The organism is Hymenobacter busanensis (assembly GCF_008727865.1).
In the GTDB taxonomy this organism is placed as follows: Bacteria; Bacteroidota; Bacteroidia; order Cytophagales; family Hymenobacteraceae; genus Solirubrum; species Solirubrum busanense.
On the sequence record NZ_VTWU01000005.1, the window covers coordinates 382403 to 403112 of the forward strand.

The 20710-nt window shown below is 59.4% G+C and carries 19 protein-coding genes; 11 read left to right on the forward strand and 8 right to left on the reverse strand.

Annotated features, from left to right (window positions below; translation table 11 throughout):
* The first annotated feature begins 118 nt into the window (after window positions 1-118).
* Window positions 119-868 carry a hypothetical protein gene (locus F0P96_RS15070; protein ID WP_151079735.1) on the forward strand — a complete coding sequence of 250 codons (750 nt, stop codon included), beginning with the start codon at window positions 119-121 and terminating at the stop codon, window positions 866-868.
* Window positions 869-934: 66 nt separating this feature from the next.
* Here F0P96_RS15070 and hemH read toward each other — a convergent pair whose 3' ends face one another.
* Entirely contained in the window at window positions 935-2008 is a 1074-nt protein-coding gene (gene hemH, locus F0P96_RS15075) for a ferrochelatase (protein ID WP_151079736.1), read from the reverse strand.
* Between the two features lie 226 nt (window positions 2009-2234).
* On the opposite strand from hemH, the gene era reads away from it, so the two are divergent.
* The 3 genes from era (at window position 2235) to F0P96_RS15090 (ending at window position 5106) form a co-directional block, all read left to right on the forward strand.
* Entirely contained in the window at window positions 2235-3134 is a 900-nt protein-coding gene (gene era / locus F0P96_RS15080) for a GTPase Era (protein ID WP_235917486.1), read from the forward strand.
* Between the two features lie 170 nt (window positions 3135-3304).
* Window positions 3305-4627, forward strand: a complete 1323-nt coding sequence (gene der, locus F0P96_RS15085) for a ribosome biogenesis GTPase Der (protein ID WP_151079738.1) — start codon at window positions 3305-3307, stop codon at window positions 4625-4627.
* A gap of 212 nt (window positions 4628-4839) precedes the next feature.
* Window positions 4840-5106 carry a hypothetical protein gene (locus tag F0P96_RS15090; protein WP_201743853.1) on the forward strand — a complete coding sequence of 89 codons (267 nt, stop codon included), beginning with the start codon at window positions 4840-4842 and terminating at the stop codon, window positions 5104-5106.
* A gap of 80 nt (window positions 5107-5186) precedes the next feature.
* On the opposite strand, the gene F0P96_RS15095 is transcribed toward F0P96_RS15090, so the two are convergent.
* From F0P96_RS15095 to F0P96_RS15110, 4 genes are all read right to left on the reverse strand, one after another.
* The gene (locus tag F0P96_RS15095) at window positions 5187-5753 is read right to left on the reverse strand and encodes a hypothetical protein (protein ID WP_151079739.1); all 567 of its coding nucleotides are present in this window, start codon (window positions 5751-5753) and stop codon (window positions 5187-5189) included.
* 159 nt (window positions 5754-5912) lie between these two features.
* The gene (gene murQ, locus F0P96_RS15100; RefSeq protein ID WP_151079740.1) at window positions 5913-6719 is read right to left on the reverse strand and encodes an N-acetylmuramic acid 6-phosphate etherase; all 807 of its coding nucleotides are present in this window, start codon (window positions 6717-6719) and stop codon (window positions 5913-5915) included.
* Window positions 6720-6778: 59 nt separating this feature from the next.
* Window positions 6779-7087: a cytochrome b5 domain-containing protein gene (locus tag F0P96_RS15105; RefSeq protein ID WP_151079741.1), complete on the reverse strand. Its 309-nt coding sequence runs from the start codon at window positions 7085-7087 to the stop codon at window positions 6779-6781.
* Window positions 7088-7104: 17 nt separating this feature from the next.
* Window positions 7105-8247 carry a formimidoylglutamase gene (locus F0P96_RS15110; RefSeq protein ID WP_151079742.1) on the reverse strand — a complete coding sequence of 381 codons (1143 nt, stop codon included), beginning with the start codon at window positions 8245-8247 and terminating at the stop codon, window positions 7105-7107.
* A gap of 150 nt (window positions 8248-8397) precedes the next feature.
* On the opposite strand from F0P96_RS15110, the gene F0P96_RS15115 reads away from it, so the two are divergent.
* The 7 genes from F0P96_RS15115 (at window position 8398) to F0P96_RS15140 (ending at window position 17887) form a co-directional block, all read left to right on the forward strand.
* Window positions 8398-10161: an AMP-dependent synthetase/ligase gene (locus F0P96_RS15115; protein ID WP_151079743.1), complete on the forward strand. Its 1764-nt coding sequence runs from the start codon at window positions 8398-8400 to the stop codon at window positions 10159-10161.
* 109 nt (window positions 10162-10270) lie between these two features.
* Window positions 10271-10393, forward strand: a complete 123-nt coding sequence (locus F0P96_RS21325; protein ID WP_262714371.1) for a hypothetical protein — start codon at window positions 10271-10273, stop codon at window positions 10391-10393.
* Between the two features lie 243 nt (window positions 10394-10636).
* A complete protein-coding gene (locus tag F0P96_RS15120) occupies window positions 10637-11431 on the forward strand; it encodes a carboxypeptidase-like regulatory domain-containing protein (RefSeq protein WP_151079744.1) in 795 nt (264 codons plus the stop codon).
* Window positions 11432-11551: 120 nt separating this feature from the next.
* A complete protein-coding gene (locus F0P96_RS15125) occupies window positions 11552-12028 on the forward strand; it encodes a MarR family winged helix-turn-helix transcriptional regulator (protein ID WP_151079745.1) in 477 nt (158 codons plus the stop codon).
* An 89-nt stretch (window positions 12029-12117) separates the two neighbouring features.
* A complete protein-coding gene (locus tag F0P96_RS15130; RefSeq protein WP_151079746.1) occupies window positions 12118-14526 on the forward strand; it encodes a 3-hydroxyacyl-CoA dehydrogenase/enoyl-CoA hydratase family protein in 2409 nt (802 codons plus the stop codon).
* A 173-nt stretch (window positions 14527-14699) separates the two neighbouring features.
* Window positions 14700-15878: a thiolase family protein gene (locus F0P96_RS15135; protein WP_151079747.1), complete on the forward strand. Its 1179-nt coding sequence runs from the start codon at window positions 14700-14702 to the stop codon at window positions 15876-15878.
* A 221-nt stretch (window positions 15879-16099) separates the two neighbouring features.
* Complete coding sequence (locus tag F0P96_RS15140; RefSeq protein WP_151079748.1) at window positions 16100-17887, forward strand: acyl-CoA dehydrogenase family protein; 1788 nt, start codon at window positions 16100-16102, stop codon at window positions 17885-17887.
* A gap of 111 nt (window positions 17888-17998) precedes the next feature.
* Here F0P96_RS15140 and F0P96_RS15145 read toward each other — a convergent pair whose 3' ends face one another.
* The 3 genes from F0P96_RS15145 to F0P96_RS15155 form a co-directional block, all read right to left on the reverse strand.
* Entirely contained in the window at window positions 17999-18328 is a 330-nt protein-coding gene (locus tag F0P96_RS15145; RefSeq protein ID WP_201743854.1) for a YegP family protein, read from the reverse strand.
* Between the two features lie 88 nt (window positions 18329-18416).
* The gene (locus tag F0P96_RS15150; RefSeq protein WP_151079750.1) at window positions 18417-18731 is read right to left on the reverse strand and encodes a hypothetical protein; all 315 of its coding nucleotides are present in this window, start codon (window positions 18729-18731) and stop codon (window positions 18417-18419) included.
* A gap of 3 nt (window positions 18732-18734) precedes the next feature.
* The gene (locus F0P96_RS15155; RefSeq protein ID WP_151079751.1) at window positions 18735-20078 is read right to left on the reverse strand and encodes a hypothetical protein; all 1344 of its coding nucleotides are present in this window, start codon (window positions 20076-20078) and stop codon (window positions 18735-18737) included.
* Window positions 20079-20710: the final 632 nt, after the last annotated feature.

Sequence of the window (20710 nt, forward strand, 5' to 3'; positions counted from 1 at the left end):
TTCTTAGGGCAATCGACATAGCGGAAATAAGCCATCGAATTTGCGCCACTTTTGCCTCGCCTGCCAACCTTCGGGCCGGCTGGTGACTCCCGTGCTTGAATTCTCCTCTGTTACGTCTATGCGCCTCTTTATTCAAATATGCTCATTGGCCGTGGCGGCGGGCTTGAGTGGCTGCGCCGCCGTGGTGCCGCACACCTTGCAAACGCCGCTGGTGCAACAGCGCGGCGACACCGAACTAGGTGCCAACGTTGGCCTGCACGGCACCGACGTGCAAGCAGCCCACGCAATTTCCGACCGACTCACGGTGACCGGCAGCGGCCACCAGCGAATCCGCAGCAAGCACGGCCACTGGGCCTACAGCGGCGAAGCGGGCGCCGGCTACACCTTGGCCCGCCCCAACAAGCAGCGCTGGACGGTGTATGGCGGCTTGGGCTACGGCGCGGGCTACGCCTACGACACGTTCTGCCCCGACCTCTGCGACCTGCCGGCCTCGTACCGGGTGCGCTACGGCTACGGCTACGTGCAGCCTACTTACCTCTGGACGCCCGACGAAAGCATTGCACTGAGTGCGGGCGTAAAAATGGCCGCTTATGATTTCCTGCGCTGGCGCACCTCCAGCCGCGAATTCGTGCTCGATCCGAACGACCCGCGGGGAGTATTGGAGCAGCGCACGACCACCAACCAGCCCGGCTACGGCGGCCTGACTATGCAACCGGGCTATAATGTATTCGCCCGCCTCACGCCCCGGCTGCGGCTGCAGGTCAGCCAGAGCTTCCTTTTTCCGTTGCAAAAGACTTTTCCCTCGGTGCTGATTTTTGCTACCGGTGTGGGCGTGCAATATCACTTCGGCGGCCACGCCGCGGAATAAAAAATTGCCGCTCATCAGCCCGCAATGAGCTAATGAGCTGCAACTTCCGCCAAAAGGAAGCAGACGTTAGTTGCGCCGAACCATATCGGCTACGGCGTCTACCCACATGGGGTGCGAGTTCAGGCTGGGCACCAGCTGCCAGTGGCTGCCGCCGGCCTGCTCAAACATTTCCTTGAATTCCTCGCCCACTTCGATGGTGGTTTCCAGGCAATCGGCCACGAAAGCGGGGCTGAAAGCCAGCACGTTCTTAATGCCTTTGGCCGGCATTTCCTTCAGCACTTCGTCGGTGTAGGGCTGCAGCCACGGGTCCCGTAGGCGGCTCTGCAGGCGGCTCTGGAAGGTGACGGTGTACTGGTCCGCATTCAGGCCCATGGCTGCGGCCAGCAGGCGCGAAGTGGCAAAGCACTGCGCCCGGTAACAATAGCGGTTGTTTTTGTTGTAGCTGGCGCAGCATGAGCCTAGTTTGCAGTAGCCCTTGTGGCTACCCTTCAGCACGTGGCGCTCCGGAATGCCGTGGTAGCTGAATACCACGTGGTCGTAGTCGCGCTTCTGCATTTCGGCCAGGCCCAGCGCAGCGAAGGTGTTGATGAAGCCGGGGTCGTCGGCGAAGGTGCTGATGAAGCTGATGCTGGGCACCACCCACCAGTCTTTCACCAGCTCCATCACTTTTTCCTGCACCGAACCGGTGCTGGCCGCCGCGTACTGCGGAAACAAGGGCAGCACGATGATGCGCTCCACGGCCGCGTCCCTTAGCTCTTGCAGCGCGGCTTCGATGCTGGGCTTTTGGTAGCGCATACCAAAGGCTACCAAGTAGTCTTTGCCCAGTTTCTCCTGCACCAACTTCTGCAAATCGAGGCCGTGGTAGAGCAGGGGCGAGCCGCGCTCATCCCAGAGTTGCCGGTAGATTTTGGCCGACTTGGGCGCCCGCAGCGGCACCACAATGCCCTGAAACAGCGGGTAGCGCACGGCGGCTGGCATGTCAATCACGCGGCCGTCGGTGAGGAACTCGTTGAGGTAGCGGCGCACGTCGGGCGTGCTGGGCGAGTCGGGCGTGCCCAGGTTGACGAGCAGCACGCCGATGCGGCCACGGGTAGCGGTGGAAGCGGGAGCGGTAATTGGAGCGGAAGCAGGTGAAATCATGCGGGATACAAGCGTCTGAATGCCATACAAAGGTACGGCGCCAAAGTTTCGGCCCGACCCCGGCAAGCCGACTCGCCAGCTGATTTCCGTCAGGAATTCAGCTGGCGAGACGCTGCGGAAGCGGCGCACTGGACCCCTCTCTTTTCCGTAAGCTGCTATTATTCAGTTCATGCTGCCCGGCCGGCCGCAAAGCCGTACCTTTGTGCCCCTTAACCGATTACCACCTGTGGATACAGCCCCCAAACCGCACCGCGCCGGCTTCGTGAGCATCATCGGCAAGCCCAACGTGGGCAAGTCGACGCTGATGAACGTGCTGGTGGGCGAGCGGCTCAGCATCATCACCAGCAAAGCCCAGACCACGCGCCACCGCATTCTGGGAATTCTCAACGGCCCCGACTTTCAGCTCGTCTACTCCGATACGCCTGGCATCATCCAGCCCAAGTACGAACTGCAGTCGGCCATGATGTCGTTTGTGTATTCGTCCTTGGAAGACGCCGACGTGATTCTGTTCGTCACCGACATCTACGAGAAGCACGACGAGGAGCCGGTGGTGGAACGCTTGCGCCGCTCCGAAGTGCCGATTCTGCTGCTGATCAACAAAATCGACCAGGCCACGCAGGAAGAGGTAGAGGCCAAAATGGCCTACTGGCAGGAGCACATGCCCAACGCCGCCGAAATTATCCCGATTTCGGCCCTCAATGCCTTCAACACCGAGCAGGTGTTCAACCACATCATCGACCGCCTGCCCGAGCATGAGGCTTACTATCCCAAAGACGAACTAACCGACAAGCCGGAGCGTTTTTTCGCCTCCGAAATGATTCGGGAGAAAATCTTCAAGCTCTACAAGAAGGAGGTGCCCTACAGCACCGAGGTCGTGATTGAGGAGTTCAAGGAAGACGACGCCATCATCCGGATGCGCGCCATCATCTACACCGAGCGCGCCTCGCAAAAGGGCATCATCATCGGCGACAAGGGCGGCGCCATCAAGAAGGTAGGCACCTGGGCGCGGGAGGAAATGGAGAAGTTTTTCCAGAAGAAAGTGTTCCTCGAAATCCACGTGAAAGTCAACGAAAACTGGCGCCACGACCCCAAGATGCTCGGCCGCTTCGGCTACAAGCAGGACTAGCTTTTGAGAGCGTAGAACTTAGAAGTAAGAATCGTTCTTCATAAATGTGAGAACGGCTTCTAAGCTCTCCGTTCTCACATTTATGTTCTAAAAACAACCGACCACTCACATCCACTTAACTACCCCGGGCACTGCCGCACTTGGTCGGAGCGGCGGCTGGGGTCAGCAACATGACGAACACCATTGCAATTGTGGGCCGCCCCAACGTGGGCAAGTCCACCCTCTTCAACCGCCTCGTAGGCGAGCGGAAGGCCATCATGGACAACCAGTCGGGCGTGACGCGCGACCGGCACTACGGCTACGGCGACTGGACCGGCAAGTACTTCACCGTTATCGACACCGGCGGCTACGTGGTGGGCTCCGACGACGTGTTTGAAGAAGGCATCCGCCGCCAGGTAAAGCTGGCCATCGACGAAGCCACCGTGGTGCTGTTCCTCGTCGACCTCGATGCTGGCCTGCACCCGCTCGACGAAGAGTTTGCCGAGGTGCTGCGCCGCTACGGCAATAAGAAACCGATTTATCTGGTCGGCAACAAGGCCGACTCGGCCCAGCGCGTGCAGTCCGTGGGCGAGTTTTACTCCCTGGGCATCGGCATCGGCGACATCTTCACCATCAGCTCCCAAACGGGCTCCGGAACCGGCGACCTGCTCGATGCCGTGGTCAGCCACTTCGAGCAGGAAGGCGTGGAAGACCCCGACGCGGGCATTCCGCGCATCACCGTGGTGGGCCGCCCCAACGTGGGCAAGTCGTCGTTCGTTAACACCCTGCTGGGCGAGGAGCGCAGCATCGTAACGGACATTGCCGGCACCACCCGCGACGCCATCGACACGCGCTACAACGCGTTCGGCAACGAGTTTATCCTCGTGGACACCGCCGGCCTGCGCCGCAAAGCCCGCGTGGATGAGGACGTGGAGTTCTACTCCAACCTGCGTGCCTTGCGCGCTATGGAAGCCTCCGACGTGTGCATTGTGATGCTCGACGCCACCCGCGGCATCGAGGCCCAGGACGTGGCCATCATTGGTTTGGCCGACCGCAACCGCAAGGGCATCGTGATTCTGGTGAACAAGTGGGATTTGATTGAAAACAAGGAGTCAAACACCGCCAAGGAGTTCGAAGACGAGATTTACAAGCGCATTGCGCCCATCAGCTACCCGCCTATCGTTTTCACCAGCACCGTTACCAAGCAGCGGGTGCACAAGGCCATCGAAACGGTGATGGAGGTGTATGCCAACAAAACCAAGAAGATTCCGACCTCGCAGCTGAACGAGGTGATGCTGAAGGAAATCGAAGCCCACCAGCCGCCCTCGTCGAAGGGCAAGATGGTGCGCATCAAGTACGTGACGCAGCTGCCCACGCACACGCCGGTGTTTGCTTTCTTCTGCAACCTGCCGCAGTACGTGAAGGAGTCGTACACCCGCTACCTCGAAAACCGCCTGCGCGAGCATTTCGACTTCACGGGCGTGCCCATCGGCATCGTGTACCGCAAGAAGTAAGCGTTGGACGCTTGTTGAAGCGCAACAAAAGCCCGGCCGGAAAGCCGGGCTTTTGTTTTTTAGGCGAAGACCGTCAGGAATTTAGAAATTTTTTCCTCTGGCCGGGTTACCTCCACCGCTACCGGGTATAAAGCTCCAGACTTTGCTGCCGCGAGGCGGTGAACCTGACCCAAGAAATTTCATTTTTCATCATTTCCACCACACCCCTCACCATGAAAAAGGTTCTGTTCCTTGCCCTGGCTGCTGCTTCGTTCACCTTCGCTTCGTGCGACAGCAAAACCGAAAACGCTGGCGAAAACGCTGCTGACAACGTAGAAGCTGCTGGCGAAGCCAAAGCTGACGCTATGGAAGAACAAGCTGATGCCGTTCGTGACTCGGCCGACGCTACCGCCGACAAAATGGAAGATGCTGCCGACGCTGGCGCTAGCCAGACGACCCCGGCTCCTGCCGAAGGCACCACGACCACCCCGGCTCAGTAATTACTGCTCCGGTCTGGTATAGACCACGAAAAGGGCTCCTCGGCAACGAGGAGCCCTTTTTATTTTGCCTTGCTTGGTCGTTAGTTGAGTCGGCGCTGCAGCAACCCATCCACCACGGTTACCAGCTGCTTAGGCGGGTAGGTGCGCCACGGCAGCTCGTCGAGCTTGCCGCCGAAGTTGATGTAGGAGTCGAGGTTGAACTGGTGCATCTCTCGGATGACGTGGTCCTGGAAGTTTACGCCCGCAATCCAGCCGTCTTCCACGTCTTCAAACCATTCCTCGTAGTAAGAGTCGTCGGAGCCGTGGAAGTTGAACACGTTTTCGCCCACCAGGATGAACTTGCGGATGCCCTCGTGCACCATCGGGTCGATGATGCCGCGCTTGAGCTGCATGATGTCGTTTTCGATGGCGTCGTTCCACTCGCCGATGAATTCGATGACGCCTACGCCTTGCTCGTAATCCACGAACAAGATCTTCAGAAACAGCGTGTCCGACTCCATGCTGTCCCACTGCGGGTGGATGTAGTAGCCGTAGATGGTATTGGTAAACGAATCGATGCTGTTTTCGGCCTCGAACAGCGGGGAACGAGGGTCTTCGGAAGCTGAGTACAGCTCCATCCAGTGGTAATGGGGCTCAATGGTATGCATGACGCGGACAGGCGTTTGGGCTGATGGATAACCAGGGCAAAGCCGCAGCGTCAGCGGAGTGCCTCTGCTATAGGAACGCACAACGGGCGGTGGCGTTCCGGTCGGAGCAAAAAAAGAACGCGCCGAAGCGCGTTCCTGCTGAGTACCTGCAGCCCTGGCTTAGTGTCCGCTCTGTGCCGCCAGCGCCGCCCGCACCGAGCCGTGCAGCTGCAGCAACTCGGCAGCCTTGGTTTGGTCGATGCCCAACTCGTCCATGAGCATCCGTTCGCCGCGGTCCACGAGCTTGGCGTTGCTGAGCTGCATGTCTACCATTTTGTTGCCTTTCACGCGGCCCAGCCGAATCATGGTCGCGGTGGTGAGCATGTTGAGCACCAGCTTCTGAGCGGTGCCGGCCTTCATACGCGTGCTGCCCGTCACAAACTCCGGGCCCGTTACCACCTCCACCGGAAACTCGGCCGCGGCCGCCACCGCCGAGCCGGCGTTGCACACCACGCAGCCCGTAGCCAAGCCGCGCTGCCGGGCCATCTGCAAGCCGCCGATAACGTAGGGCGTGCGGCCCGAAGCGGCAATGCCCACCACAATATCTTTCTCGTTGATATCGTGCGCGCTTAGGTCGCGCCAGGCTTGCTCCGCATCGTCTTCGGCGTTTTCCACGGCTTTGCGAATGGCGGTGTCGCCGCCCGCAATGAGGCCCACCACCAAGCCTTGCGGCACGCCAAACGTGGGCGGGCACTCCGAGGCATCTAGCACGCCGAGCCGCCCGCTGGTGCCGGCCCCGATGTAGAACAGGCGCCCACCGGCTTTCAGCGCCGCAACCGTAGCTTCCACCAACCGCTCAACCTGGGGCAGGGCTTTTTCTACTACCAGCGGCACGGTTTGGTCGAGCTGGTTCATGCTGGTTAGCAAGGTGCGGGTCGACTGCTGCTCCAGGTCGTTGAACAGCGACGGGCTTTCGGTAGTGCTCATGAGAAAAAGAGAGGGGAATGGTGATAAGGTAGCAAGTGGTCCTGTCACCTCAGCACCTGTTACGTGTTAGCTTGTTTTAGCCGCCCAACGACGTAGAACTTGTCGAGCACGTTTACGGTGTGCGGAGCGTCCTTGTCCATTTCGGCGGTCAGGTCCTGGCCGGCCCAATGCTCGTAGTGGTTGCCGCGTCGCCAGAGCCGCGAGCTGGTGACGTCGTAAATGAGGCCACGGTAGGCAAACCAAATATCGTCGCGGTCCTGCCCGTTGCGCAGGGCCAGCTGGTGCACGGTGTACTCCGGCAGGTCGGCCACGGGCTGACCGGTAGCGGTGGCGGGAACGTGGGGTGGGGGAGTGTCGAATACGGACATCAGCGAATCGACAGCTTTTAACCGAGCAGTGCCTGCGTTAGAATCCAGCGGTTAGGCAGGTCTCCCTGGGCGGCGCGCAGGTAATCTTGGTAGCTGCAGGGCACAATGCGGCGCACTTCGTGGTCGGCCAGGCTTTCCACTTCCATCCACCACTTTTCGGTGCGCTTGGCCTTGTAGAACACCAGCTTGGCCGGATTACCGGGCAGCCCCACGGCGTAGCGAATGAAGCGGCGGCTCTGAAAATCGGTTTCGTGGCGGCGGTGGTAGTAGCCTTCCACAAAGTACCAGAGCATGGTGGCCACCGTGGCGGCAGCCAGGCCGTGGGTGTCGTGGTCGGGGCGGTAACCGTAGAGGCCGATGCTGGTGAGCTGGTCGTTGTGGCCGGCGTACCAGCACAGCTGCGCGGCTTCTTCGGCCGTGAGGCCGTAAGGACTGGCCGGCATGTAGCCCGGGAAATCGGGCCAGCGCAGCGCCGCGAGGTCGAAGCTCACGAGGTCGGCCTGGCGCAGTAGCGGCTCGGCCTGCCGCACGTCGTCGCGAATCTGGCCGAGGCGTAGCGTTTCGAAGTGCAGCTTTTCCAGCGCGGCCAGCACGCTGGTGGGCACCAGGTACTGCTGATGGCCGAGCTGGCCGAAATTGAACAGGAAGTTGGGCTCGTGCATGAGCACGCGGCGCAGGTGGTTGGCCTCGGCGGGGGCGTCATCGTCCTCCACCATGTCCACGCGAGCGTCGATGCAGGTCAGGCTCACGGCACGGTCCAGGGTCTCGTAGGCCAGAAACTGACCGATATCGAGGTCGTGGGAGCCGCCCAGCAGAATGGGCACCGTGTTGTGTTCCAGCAGGGCCGCCACAATTTCGCGCAGCCGTAAGTAAGTGTCCTCCAGCGTCAGGCCGTTGCGCAGCGTGCCCAAATCGACCAAGCGGCAGGGGCCGGTGCCGCGCTGCAGGGGGTAGAAGCGCTGACGCACGGCATCGGCCGAGGAAGCGGCGGGCGCGCCGGCGGCACTGCCGCGCCACTCGTTGAGGCCGATGAGGGCCAGGTCGGCCGTGCGCCAGTCGGGAAACGTATCGACAAACCGGGCTACGTGGGCCCCCAGCGTGGTGCCGCCCAAGGCGGGCGCGTCGTCGGCAAGCGGGTCGAAAAACAAAGCCAGATTCACGGCAAACGGGGCAGCGGTGAATATGCGCCAGACTGCCGGTGTCAAAGCTACTAAAAACCCGCTCCAATAGCCGCCCGTTAAGTGCCGAATAGCCTTTCCGCCGAAAATTCTATTTCTTTCAGAAGTCTTACCCTCGTTTCCCTCTCCGCAATGGAAGTCCGCCGCTCTTTTGATATTCTCCCTTACCAGCTTGAGAAGTTTCCCCAGCCCGACTGCCTCGCAGCCAAAATCAACGGGCAATGGGAGAAAATCAGCACGCAACAGCTCAAGGACAAAGCCGAACAGGTGAGCCTGGGCCTGCGCAAGCTGGGCATTGGGAAAGACGACAAGGTGGCCATCATTTCGATGAACCGCCCCGAGTGGATGATGGCCGATTTCGGCATCGCGCAATTGGGGGCCGTGTCGGTGCCCATGTACCCCACCATCACCGCCGACGACTACAAGTACATTTTCGGCGACGCAGGCGTGAAGGCCGTGTTCGTCTCGACCCAGGATTTGTACGACAAAGTGCAGCTGGCCATTGCCGGCCAGAACATTCCGGCCGCCAACATCTTCACCTTCGAGAAGCTGCCCGGTGCCCGCCACTTCGACGAGCTGCTGGCCCTGGGCCAGGACGGCGACAAAGCCGAGCTGGAGCGCATGAAAGCCGCCGTGCAGCCCGACGACCTGCTCACGCTCATCTACACCTCGGGCACCACCGGTTTTCCGAAGGGCGTGATGCTCACCCACAACAACATCCTGAGCAACTGCCGCAACTCGCAGCCGTTCGTGCCCGTCACCAAAGCCGACACGGCCCTGAGCTTTCTGCCGCTCTGCCACATTTTCGAGCGGATGGTGACCTACCTCTACATGCAAAACGGCGTGAGCATCTACTACGCCGAAAGCATGGAAGTCATTGCCGACAACCTGCGCGAAGTGAAGCCCAGCATCTTCACCACGGTACCGCGCCTGCTCGAAAAGGTGTATGATAAGATTGTGGCGAAAGGCCACGACCTGACCGGCGTCAAGAAAAACTTGTTTTTCTGGGCCCTGAACCTGGGCCTGACCTACGACACGCAGGAAGACAAAGGCTTCTTCTACAACACCCAGCTGAAGCTGGCCCGCAAGCTCATCTTCTCGAAGTGGCAGGAAGCCCTCGGCGGCAACATCCGCGTCATCGTTTCGGGGGGCGGCGCTTTGCAGCCGCGCCTGGCCCGCGTGTTCTGGGCCGCCGACATTCGGGTGATGGAAGGCTACGGCCTGACGGAAACCTCGCCCGTTATTGCCGTGGGCGGCTTCGAGCCCGAAAACAACCTCATCGGCACGGTTGGGCCTATCATTGCCAACACCGAAGTGAAGATTGCCGCCGACGGCGAAATCCTGACCAAGTCGGAGTCGGTGATGAAGGGCTACTACAACAAGCCCGACATGACGGCTGAGGTCATCGACGCCGACGGCTGGTTCCACACCGGCGACATCGGCGAGTTCGTGAACGGCCGCTTCCTGAAAATCACCGACCGCAAGAAGGAGATGTTCAAGACCTCCGGCGGCAAGTACGTGGCGCCGCAGTTGCTGGAAAACCGCTTTAAAGAGTCGCCGCTGGTAGAGCAAGCCATGGTGGTGGGCGACAACCAGAAGTTCCCGGGCGTGCTCATCGTGCCGGCTTTCGACGAACTGAAGAAGTGGTGCCAGCGCAACAACGTGAACTATACCGCGCCCGAGCAAGTGGTGCAGGAGCCCGCGGTGCAGAAGATGTACCACGAGCTGATCGGCAAGTACAACCAGAGCTTCGCACAGTGGGAGCAGGTGAAAAAGGAAATCCTGCTGCCCAAAGCCTGGACCATTGAGTCGGGTGAAATGACGCCCAAACTCTCCATCAAGCGGAAGGTAGTCAGCACCAACTACAAGGACATCATCGAGAGTATGTACAAATAGCCTTTGCTGAGTACAACGCATCAGGTGTGATTTGCAGGCCGGCATCTTGCCGGCCTGTTTCATTTCCATCGTTGTTCATGCGTTACTCGGTATTCTACGGCAGGCTACCGTGTCCGCCGCCACGGCGCTTCAAAACCAGCAGTTGGAATTCCTGAACCCCGGTGTCAACCAGATTGATTTGGACGGCGCGCTCCTGCGCAGCCAAGGCTTTGCCAGTGGCACCCGCGTGTAAGCTGTAGCCCACGGCGAGGTATCTTATTTTCCCGAGTACTCCTACCGGGACTTAACCACCAGCCGATACATCTACCCGGCCATCAGCTTCATCGTGCCATAGCGCCCGACCGCCGTAAGTCGGCCCAACGCCCCGATTGGTTAGTGCCAGTCGGGGCTTTTTGTGACCGTAAATCACTCGATACGCAGCAGAAACCGCTCATTGGGCAATAACTTGCACATTCTTTTGAACCCTCCATTTTTTATGAACACGTTTACCAAACTACTTTTCTCCGCTACTGTCGTGGTGGGCTCCCTGCTCGGTGGCTGCAAAGGCAAAGACGGTGACCCAGGCCCTACGGGAGCCACGGGCGCGACCGGCGCAACCGGCCCCTCGGGCCAGAACCTGACCGGCAACCTCTTCGGCTTCGTGAGCCCCGTCGACGAAAACGGTTCGGTGCAAAGCCGCGCCGGCGTCACGGTGACGCTCGAAAACACGACTCCGGTCCAAACCGCCACCTCCGACGCCAACGGCCGCTACGAGTTTGCCAACCTGCGCAACGGCACCTACAACCTGACCTACAGCCGTGCGGGTTACGCGTCGCTCCGTCGCATCGGCATCGGCCACGTAGGCGGCGACCAGCCGACGTTTCTGGGGACTACCTCCATTACCCAACCGTCGAGCGGTGTGGTAACCAACCTGGCGCTGACCGGCACTTCCAGCTCGTCTTCCACGGTGCCGTTCACGCTCACGCTCAACAACTCCAACCCGACTAACGCCACGTATCGGGTGTCGTTCTTCGCCAGCACCACGCCCGGCGTAACGGCCGCAAACGGTACGCTCATCACCACGGCCATCTTCACTGCCGGTGGCACAATTAATTCGTCGCTGTCGAAGTCATCGTTTACGGGAGCGGGCTTCCCCATTGGCGCCCCCGTATACGTAGTCGCCTACGCTGTATCGGCCATCAACCCAACCTACATCGACCCGCAAAACGGCCGCACGGTCTTTACGGGCGTTAGCTCGACGGCCTCCAACGTGGCGTTCTTCCTGCTGTAGTAGTTCTGCTTGCGTAGAGGTTGGGCCGGAAGCATATTTGTTTCGGGCCCAACTTTTTTCTTGTAATTTAGTATGCAAGCATAACAAATTTGTGTACGTTTACCGGACATCGACCCCGAGATGAGACCCGAAGAAACCGTAGACTATAACATCAAAGTAGCCTGGCACGCCATTTCGCGCATGTACAATGTGCAGGCCGCCAAGCACGACATCACCACGAGCATTGGCTTCGTGCTCCTGAACATTGATCAGGACAACGGCACGCCGGCCACCAAGATTGCGCCGCTGCTAGGCCTCGAAACCCGGAGCCTGACGCGCATTCTGCGCTCAATGGAAGAGAAAGGCCTCATCTACAAGCAGGCCGATACCCAGGACAAACGCTCGGTGCGCATCTTACTGACCGAGGAAGGCCAGCGCAAAAAAGAGGTGTCGCGCCAAACGGTGCGGCATTTCAACCTCAACATCCGCGAGAAAATCCCGGCCGATCAGCTGGAGGTGTTCTTTCGCGTGATTGGCCAGATTACCAGCTCCATTGAGAGCAAAGCCATTTTCGATGGCTTCAAGGTGAAACCGCTGAAGACCGAGAAGAAAGGCTAACCTGCTTCATCGGCCGGCGGCTTTGTCGTTTGCATCCTCTTACTCTTTTCATACGCTTCGGCACCCAACCCCTCTCGACCGAACCCCTTATGAATCGTACCATCAAGAAAGTAGCCGTGCTGGGCTCCGGTGTGATGGGCTCGCGCATTGCGGCTCACTTCGCCAACATCGGCGTGCAGGTATTGCTGCTCGACATTGCGCCCAAAGAGCTGACGCCCGACGAGCAGAAGAAGGGCCTTGCGCTGGACCACCCCACGGTGAAAAACCGCATCGTGAATGCCTCGTTGCAGGCGGCCGTGGCCTCTAACCCCTCGCCGTTGTACCGCAAGCAGGACGCCGCCCGCATCAAAACCGGCAACTTCGACGACAACCTCAAGGACATTGCCTCCTGCGACTGGACGATTGAGGTTGTCGTGGAGCGCCTTGATATCAAGAAGAGCCTGTTTGAGCGGGTGGAGCAGTACCGTAAGCCCGGCACGCTCATCACCTCCAACACCTCCGGCATTCCGATTCACCTGATGACGGAAGGCCGCTCGGAGGACTTCAAGAAGCACTTCTGCGGCACGCACTTCTTCAACCCGCCGCGCTACCTGAAGCTGCTGGAAATCATTCCGACGCCCGATACGGACCCGGCGGTGGTGGATTTCCTGATGCACTACGGCGACCTATACCTGGGCAAAACCACGGTGCTGGCCAAAGACACGCCCGCCTTCATTGCCAACCGCGTGGGCGTGTTTGCCATCATGGACGTGCTGCAGATCATGCAGCAGCTGGGCCTGACGGTGGAAGAAGTCGACAAGCTCACCGGCCCGGTTATCGGCCACGCCAAGTCGGCCACCTTCCGCACCTCCGATGTGGTGGGCCTCGATACGCTCATCAACGTGGCCAACGGCCTGGCGCAGAACCTGCCGAACGACGAAGCCAAAGACGCGTTCCAACTGCCCGCTTTCCTGAAGCAGATGGGCGAGAACAAGTGGCTGGGCGACAAAACCGGCCAGGGTTTCTACAAGAAAGTGAAGGGCGAAGGCGGCAAGTCCGAAATCCAGGCCCTCGACCTTGGTACGCTCGAATACAAGCCCAGCCAGAAGGTGAAGTTTGCCACGCTGGAAGCCACCAAGCCGATTGAAAAGCTGGCCGACCGCTTCAAGGTGCTGGTGGCGGGTAAAGACAAAGCCGCTGAGTTCTACCGCAAGAGCTTCGGCAGCCTGTTCGCCTACGTGAGCAACCGCATTCCGGAAATCACCGATGCCCTCTATAAAATCGACGACGCCCTGCGCGCCGGCTTCGGCTGGGAAATGGGTCCGTTTGAAACCTGGGACGCCCTAGGCGTGCCCAAAGGCGTAGAGCTGGCCAAGGCCGAAGGCAAGCAGATTGCCCCGTGGGTGGAGGAAATGCTGGCTACCGGCAACACCACCTTCTACCAAGTGAACGAGCAGGGCGTGAAGCAGTTCTACGACCTGGAAACCAAAGCCTACAAGGCTATTCCGGGCGTCGAGAACTTCATCATCCTCGACAACCTGCGCGCTTCGGGCAAGGTGCTGTGGAAAAACGCCGGCGCGTCGGTACTCGACCTCGGCGACGGCATCCTGAACGTGGAGTTCCACAGCAAGATGAACACGCTGGGCTCCGACGTGATTCAGGGCCTGATGAAAGGCGTGGACCTCGCCGAGCAAGGCTACCGTGGCCTCGTGGTGGGCAACGACGCGGCCAACTTCTCGGCCGGTGCCAACCTGGGCTTGGTGTATATGTACGCCCTCGACCAGGAGTACGACGAGATTAACATGATGATCCGGCAGTTCCAGAACGCCATGATGCGCATGCGCTACTCCAGCATTCCGGTGGTGGGCGTGCCGCACGGCCTGGCGCTGGGCGGCGGTTGCGAGCTGAACCTGCACGCCGACAAGGTGGTGGCCGCGGCCGAAACCTACATGGGCTTGGTGGAATTCGGCGTGGGCCTGATTCCGGCCGGCGGCGGCACCAAGGAAATGGTGCTGCGCACGGCCGCCAAGTACGAAGAAGGCGAACCGGAATACAACCTGCTGCGCAACACCTTCATGACCATTTCGATGGCCAAGGTGTCTACGTCGGCTCAAGAAGCTTTCGACCTCGGTTTCCTGCGCCGCGGCGACGAAGTGGTGGTGAACGGCAACCGCGCCATTGCGGCCGCCAAAGAAGCTGCCATTGAGCTGGCCGACGCCGGCTACACCCAGCCCACGCAGAAAACCAACATCAAGGTGCACGGCAAAGGCGCCCTGGGCATGTTCATGACCGGCGTGCACGCCATGCGCCAGGGCAACTACATTTCCGACCACGACCTGAAAATTGCCAACAAGCTGGCCTACGTGATGTGCGGCGGCGACCTGTCGGCGCCCACGGAAGTGTCGGAGCAGTACCTGCTGGACCTGGAGCGCGAAGCCTTCCTGAGCCTGACCGGTGAGCGGAAAACGCTGGAGCGCATTCAGTCGATTCTCACGACAGGCAAACCGCTGCGGAATTAAGCTCCCGTCTGTCATCCTGAGCAAAGCGAACCGAAGGTCGACGTAGTCAAGGACCTTATTACGGTCGCGTGACTGTTCTACAAGAGTTCAAGCGTGATAAGGTTCTTCGGCTTGCGCCTCAGAATGACAACGATTGGTGACGTTTGGACAATCCTTAAAAGAAGAAACTCCTCATGGAAGCATATATCGTAGCTGGTTACCGCACGGCCGTGGGCAAAGCGCCCCGTGGTGGTTTCCGCTTCACCCGCCCCGACGACCTGGCCGCCGAGGTAATCAAGCACCTGCTGAAAGAGGTGCCCGCACTGGACCCCACGCGCGTCGACGACGTGATTGTGGGTAACGCCGTGCCGGAGGCCGAGCAGGGCCTGCAAATGGGCCGTTTGATTTCGCTGCTGGCGCTGCCCATCAACGTATCGGGCCTCATCGTGAACCGCTACTGCGGCTCGGGCGTGGAAACCATTGCCATGGCCGTGGGTAAAATCAAGGCCGGCATGGCCGACTGCATTATTGCGGGCGGCACCGAAAGCATGAGCCTCGTGCCCACCGTGGGCTGGAAGACCGTGCCCAACTACAACCTCGCCACCAAGCACCCCGACTACTACCTCGGCATGGGCCTCACCGCCGAAGCCGTGGCCAATGATTACAACATCACGCGCCAAGAGCAGGACGAATTCAGCTACCAGTCGCACCAGAAAGCCATTCGCGCCATTGCCGAAGGCCGCTTCAAAAGCCAGATTGTGCCGATTACGGTGGAGGAGACCTTCCTCGACCCGGCTTCGGGCAAAAAGAAAACCCGCTCCTACGTGGTGGACACCGACGAAGGCCCCCGCGCCGACACCTCGGTAGAAGCCCTGAGCAAGCTGCGTCCGGTATTCGCCCAGAACGGCTCGGTAACGGCCGGCAACTCTTCGCAGACTTCCGACGGCGCGGCTTTCGTCATTGTCATGTCGGAGCGCATGGTGAAGGAGCTGAACCTGGAGCCGGTAGCCCGCATGGTGAACTACGCCACCGAGGGCGTGGACCCGCGCATCATGGGCATGGGCCCGATCAAGGCCGTGCCGAAAGTGCTCAAGCAAGCCGGCATGAAGCTCGAAGACATCGACCTGTTTGAGCTCAACGAAGCCTTCGCTTCGCAGTCGATTGCCGTGACGCGCGAACTGGGCATCGACCCCGAAAAGCTGAATGTGAACGGCGGCGCCATTGCCCTCGGCCACCCGCTGGGCTGCTCGGGCGCCAAGCTCTCGATTCAGCTGTTCGACGAGCTGCGGCGCACCAACAAGAAGTACGGCATGGTAACCGCCTGCGTGGGCGGCGGCCAGGGCGTGGCGGGCATCTACGAGCTGCTGAAGTAGCCCGCAAAAACCCGCTGATTGTCAGAACGCAAGCGAATAGTTTGCTGTTTAGATATTGGTAACAAACAGAAACCCCGGTCTTTCGGGGTTTCTTTTACCGAAAATAGTCGGCACGCCTAACATTTTTTGTTACCTTTCGGTACACACAGCAGCCGGCCCTTGCCGGCTCGTAATAGTCGGCAAGCCTAACACTTTTGACCTCTCAATTTTCCACCACGGCCATGGAAGTCACCAATAAAATCCCCAAGGGCGGCGAGTTCATCATCAAAGAAACCGACGCGCAAGACGTATTTACGCCCGCCGATTTTTCGGAGGAGCAAAACATGATGCACCAGACGGCCCTGGACTTCGTGGAGAAGGAAGTGCAGCCGCTGCTCGAGCGCCTCGACAACCAAGAGGAAGGTCTGATGCGCGGGCTGATGGAAAAAGCCGGTCAGCTGGGCTTGTTCGGCGTGAGCATTCCCGAGCAATACGGCGGGCTGGACATGGACTTCCCCACGTCGCTGCGCGTGACGGAAGGCGTGGGCGGCGGCCACTCGTTCCCGGTAGCTTTTGCCGCGCACACGGGCATTGCCATGCTCCCCATTCTGTACTTCGGCAACGAGGAGCAGAAAGCCAAATACCTGCCCGGCCTCACCAACGGGGAGCTGATGGGCGCCTACTGCCTCACCGAGCCCGGCTCGGGCTCCGACGCGCTGGGCGCCAAAACCAAAGCCGTCCTCACCGAAGACGGCCAGCACTATGTGCTGAACGGCCAGAAAATGTGGATTACGAACGGCGGCTTTGCCGACGTGTTCGTGGTGTTTGCTAAGATTGACGGCGAGAGGTTTACGGGCTTCATCGTCGAGAAAAACACGCCCGGCCTGAGCCTCGGCAACGAGGAGCACAAGATGGGCATAAAAGGCTCCTCGACGCGTCAGGTGTTTCTTTCGGACTGCAAAGTGCCGAAAGAAAACGTGTTGGGCGAGATTGGCAAAGGCCACTTGATTGCCTTCAACATCCTGAACATCGGCCGCATTAAGCTGGCAGCTGCTTGCTTGGGTGCTTCTAAAATGGCCGCTTCGCTGAGCGTGAAGTATGCAAACGAGCGGGTGCAGTTCAAGCTGCCCATCAGCAAGTTCGGCGCTATTCAGTACAAGCTGGCCCAGCAGGCTGTGCGCATCTACGCCGCCGAATCGGCCATCTACCGCGCCGGTATGGACATCTTCCACAAGGAGCAGGAGCTGCTGGCTTCGGGCAAAAGCCACAGCGAAGCGCTGCTGGGTGCCGCCCGCGAGTTTGCTGTGGAGTGCGCCATTCTGAAAGTAGAAGGCTCGGAAGTGCTCGACTACGTGGTGGATGAAGGCGTGCAGGTATATGGCGGCTACGGCTTCTCGGCCGACTACCCTATGGACCGCGCCTACCGCGACTCGCGCATCAACCGCATTTTCGAAGGCACCAACGAAATCAACCGCATGCTGGCCGTCGACATGATCCTGAAGAAGGGTTTGAACGGCGAACTGGACCTGATGGGTCCGGCTCAGGCAGTGCAGAACGAGTTGATGGCTATTCCGGATTTCGGCGGTGAGGAAGAAACCGGCCTGTTTGCAGCCGAGAAGAAAACCATTGCCAAGCTCAAGAAAGCCATTCTAATGGTAGCCGGTACGGCCGTGCAGAAGTACATGAACTCGCTCGCCAAAGAGCAGGAAGTGCTGATGAACATTGCCGACATGGCCATCAAGGTGTACACCGCCGAAAGCACCTTGCTGCGCGTGGAGAAGGAAGCCGGCACCAAAGGCGAGGAAGCCTTGGCCACGCAAATCGATATTGCTCGCGTGTACCTCGCCGATACCATCGACCAGGTGAACAAGGCCGGCAAGGACGCCATTGCCTCGATGGCCGAAGGCGACGAGCAGCGCCTGCTGGCCATGGGCCTGAAGCGCTTCACCAAAGCCGACTTGTTCAACGTGAAAGACGCCCGTCGCCGCATTGCCAAGACGCTCATCGACGCCAACGACTTCGTGTACTAACCCGGTACACAACCCATAACCGGCCGCGGGGAAACGGCCGGTTATACTTCCCGATGGGGGAAAACAAAACCGCCGCTCCAGCATTGGGGCGGCGGTTTTTGTATGGGTCGGTTAAACAGTGGTTTTGTCTTTTACCTCGGCACCAGGTGCATTTTTCTTCACCGACTCAATGCCGCCGTCGCGGCCTGAGGCACTGGTGTAGGACTCGCTGTGCCCAATTACCTGGCCGTTGGTGGCTTTTAGGGAGAAGGAGAACGTGCTACCGTCGCGGCGGACGTAGCGGGCATCCTCCGGGGCATTGCGCTTCACCGAGTCGATGCCATTGTCGCAGGCGGCGCGGGTGGTGTAGCCTTCGCTCTGCAGAATGGGTTCGTGGTTGCCGGCTCGTAGCCGAAAGTAATGGTCACCGTTTTTGCCGGTGTAAACCTCAAAATACCCCATGATACTTAGCAGAATTGGGTGAAACCAAAACGGTTACCCAAAAGATGCAAGTATTTCGACGCAAATCCTACCGGGTCAATGGTCGAATTTAATCGGCTGCAGCCAATAGCCCCGAGTCCGCCGTCGAAGCATTTAGTAGCACCACAAAGAGTCGCTGCTCCGGGGTGCTGGCGTTTTCGGGGCGCAGCTGCGGGTGCTGGTGCAACAGCAGTTGTAGTTTCATCTTCACCACGCTGCTGCTCCAACGAAAATCTTGGTGGTAATCGAGACGGACTTCGATGATGCGCTGCTTCTGCAGATGCGCAAAGTCTTCGGCTGACAGTTGACCTGCTTTGGGCAGTTCCGCCAAACGCGCAGGGCTAGGCTTTGGGTCTGCATCGGCCAGTAGGTAAAAATCAAGCATGGCTTACTTAAAAACCAGCTTGTTGAGCTGCAGCGCCGCCGATTTCTTGCTGGGGCGCGTCACCACTATCATCGTTTTGTCATCGAGCCAAGTGGTGAAGTCTTTCACGTAGGCAAGCTGCTGGTCGTTGGCCACGTTCAGGCCAATGCCTTTGGGTTCAGACACAACGCCCGTCAGCCCGGCTATTTTGCGCAGGTATAGGTCGGTTTTGTCTTTCAGCTTCTCTAGGGTTACTACCTGCACGTCGTTGCCGATTGCGGCGGCGCGGTAGCCGATGCCGGTGAAGCTTTCGGTGATGGGGGCCTGCTGGTTTTTGGCAATGATGCTGTGCCAGGTGGGCGACTGAAACTCGTTGTAGCCAAAGACGTGCAACTCCCGGGCCCGCACGGGAGCATCGGGACCTTCCTCCGCTTTCTTTTCGGCAACGACCACTACGTTCTGGTCGGCGGTGCGCACTACATCCGAGAGGTACACGTCGTCGAGCCGCTTGGCGCTGCCGCCGGTGGCTTTGTTGACTTCGGCCAAATACTCCGGCGTGAAGCGGGATTCGGGCGCAAACTTCATGTCGGCGTTGGCAAAGTCAAATTTGACGAGCTTCAGACTGTAGAAGTCTCCACTGGCATAGTCGGCGCAAATGGTGGCCGCGTAGAGCGTCTGCCCATCGAGCAGACGCCACTGGGTGTCGCGCACGGTTACTTTTTTGCCGCCAAACGTCCCGCCCACGGCTACCGACATGGCCTTCACGTCGGGCTCGGCGTCGCGGTAGCGGCGCACGGTCAGCTTCTGGTTGTTGTCGCCGATGAGGGCCACGTACTGCGTGCCGTCGTTGGCAACCTGCACGGTGGGGGAGAAAAACGAGCCTAGGTCGCGGAAGTCGTAGGTGCGGTCCTTCAGCTTGTTGAGTTGCCGGTCGTAGTGCGCCGCCGTCAGCGACTTAATTTGCTCGTCGCGGGTAACGTAGCGCCACGCCACCACGTGCGTGCCGTCGGGCGAGATACTCACGCCCGGCCGCCGTTCACGCGGCCCGGCTTCGGCCATCTTTTTGGCCGGCAGCTTTTGGCCGTTGCCGAGGTTGATGGGCTGCACCAGCAGATGCTGGCCGGTTTCGTCTTTGTTGTGCACCACCACCAAGGCCTGCTGGTCGTTGCGGGCAAAGGCTTCCAGGCTTTCGTCGGCCGTTACGGGTACGGCGGCGGTCCATACTTTCTTGAGGTCGGCGTCGTAGCGCTCCACGGCGTATTCGGTGGCCGAGCGGTGACTGAGAATAATGAAGTCTTTGCCGCCAGGCAGTGCCAGCGTCTTCACGTGTACACGCTGGTTATAAGGGTCTTCGGTATGCTCCGGCACGTAAGCAAATGCTGCCGACCGAACTTTCTGAGCCGAAGCAAAAGGAGTGGGGCCAAGACTCAAACCGATGGCTAAAGCAATGGTCGAGCAAGTCAAAAAGGAAATTCGCACAGAGTAAGACAGTTAGAAACACGCAGGAGAAATGCGCAAAAAAAGTCCTCCCCAAAGGTATCATTCTCCCCCGGCCTACCGTAAACGCCCCGCTGGCATCCGGCCGGTCACCATTTGTTGATGCATTGATAACAGCGAAAGCAAGACCTTGACGGAAGACGCCCGTTTACTTTGAGAGGTTTTTGCAGCCGAGGTAGGGAAACTAAATGGTTTTACTATCTTGGATGTAAGCTGGAGTTTTATGCACTCAGCGTATTTGTTCCTTTCTACCTTCTCTGGTTACGCCACGGCCCGGGAATTTTTTTAGCCAACTCCACCCGCAAGCTGCCGGCCTGTATGTGGTTGTTGGCGTAGTTCTTGCAGAGCGGCCCTGCCGCGCTACTCCACCAAGTGTTTTTGCTATGAAATCGTTGCTACGCCTCATCCTACTCCTTAGCCTTGTTGTGCTAGGAAAGCTTGCCAAACAACCCGGTGCATTTCCCACCGCCATCAGCCAGCCCGGCACCCAGCCCACGCGGTCG

Excerpts from the sequence above, each read along its gene's own strand:
- F0P96_RS15070 (WP_151079735.1), top strand. The coding sequence starts at position 119 with ATGCGCCTCTTTATTCAAATATGCTCATTGGCCGTGGCGGCGGGCTTG.
- hemH (WP_151079736.1), bottom strand. The coding sequence starts at position 2,008 with ATGATTTCACCTGCTTCCGCTCCAATTACCGCTCCCGCTTCCACCGCT.
- der (WP_151079738.1), top strand. The coding sequence starts at position 3,305 with ATGACGAACACCATTGCAATTGTGGGCCGCCCCAACGTGGGCAAGTCC.
- F0P96_RS15090 (WP_201743853.1), top strand. The coding sequence starts at position 4,840 with ATGAAAAAGGTTCTGTTCCTTGCCCTGGCTGCTGCTTCGTTCACCTTC.
- F0P96_RS15095 (WP_151079739.1), bottom strand. The coding sequence starts at position 5,753 with ATGCATACCATTGAGCCCCATTACCACTGGATGGAGCTGTACTCAGCT.
- murQ (WP_151079740.1), bottom strand. The coding sequence starts at position 6,719 with ATGAGCACTACCGAAAGCCCGTCGCTGTTCAACGACCTGGAGCAGCAG.
- F0P96_RS15105 (WP_151079741.1), bottom strand. The coding sequence starts at position 7,087 with ATGTCCGTATTCGACACTCCCCCACCCCACGTTCCCGCCACCGCTACC.
- F0P96_RS15115 (WP_151079743.1), top strand. The coding sequence starts at position 8,398 with ATGGAAGTCCGCCGCTCTTTTGATATTCTCCCTTACCAGCTTGAGAAG.
- F0P96_RS15120 (WP_151079744.1), top strand. The coding sequence starts at position 10,637 with ATGAACACGTTTACCAAACTACTTTTCTCCGCTACTGTCGTGGTGGGC.
- F0P96_RS15125 (WP_151079745.1), top strand. The coding sequence starts at position 11,552 with ATGAGACCCGAAGAAACCGTAGACTATAACATCAAAGTAGCCTGGCAC.
- F0P96_RS15130 (WP_151079746.1), top strand. The coding sequence starts at position 12,118 with ATGAATCGTACCATCAAGAAAGTAGCCGTGCTGGGCTCCGGTGTGATG.
- F0P96_RS15135 (WP_151079747.1), top strand. The coding sequence starts at position 14,700 with ATGGAAGCATATATCGTAGCTGGTTACCGCACGGCCGTGGGCAAAGCG.
- F0P96_RS15140 (WP_151079748.1), top strand. The coding sequence starts at position 16,100 with ATGGAAGTCACCAATAAAATCCCCAAGGGCGGCGAGTTCATCATCAAA.
- F0P96_RS15145 (WP_201743854.1), bottom strand. The coding sequence starts at position 18,328 with ATGGGGTATTTTGAGGTTTACACCGGCAAAAACGGTGACCATTACTTT.
- F0P96_RS15150 (WP_151079750.1), bottom strand. The coding sequence starts at position 18,731 with ATGCTTGATTTTTACCTACTGGCCGATGCAGACCCAAAGCCTAGCCCT.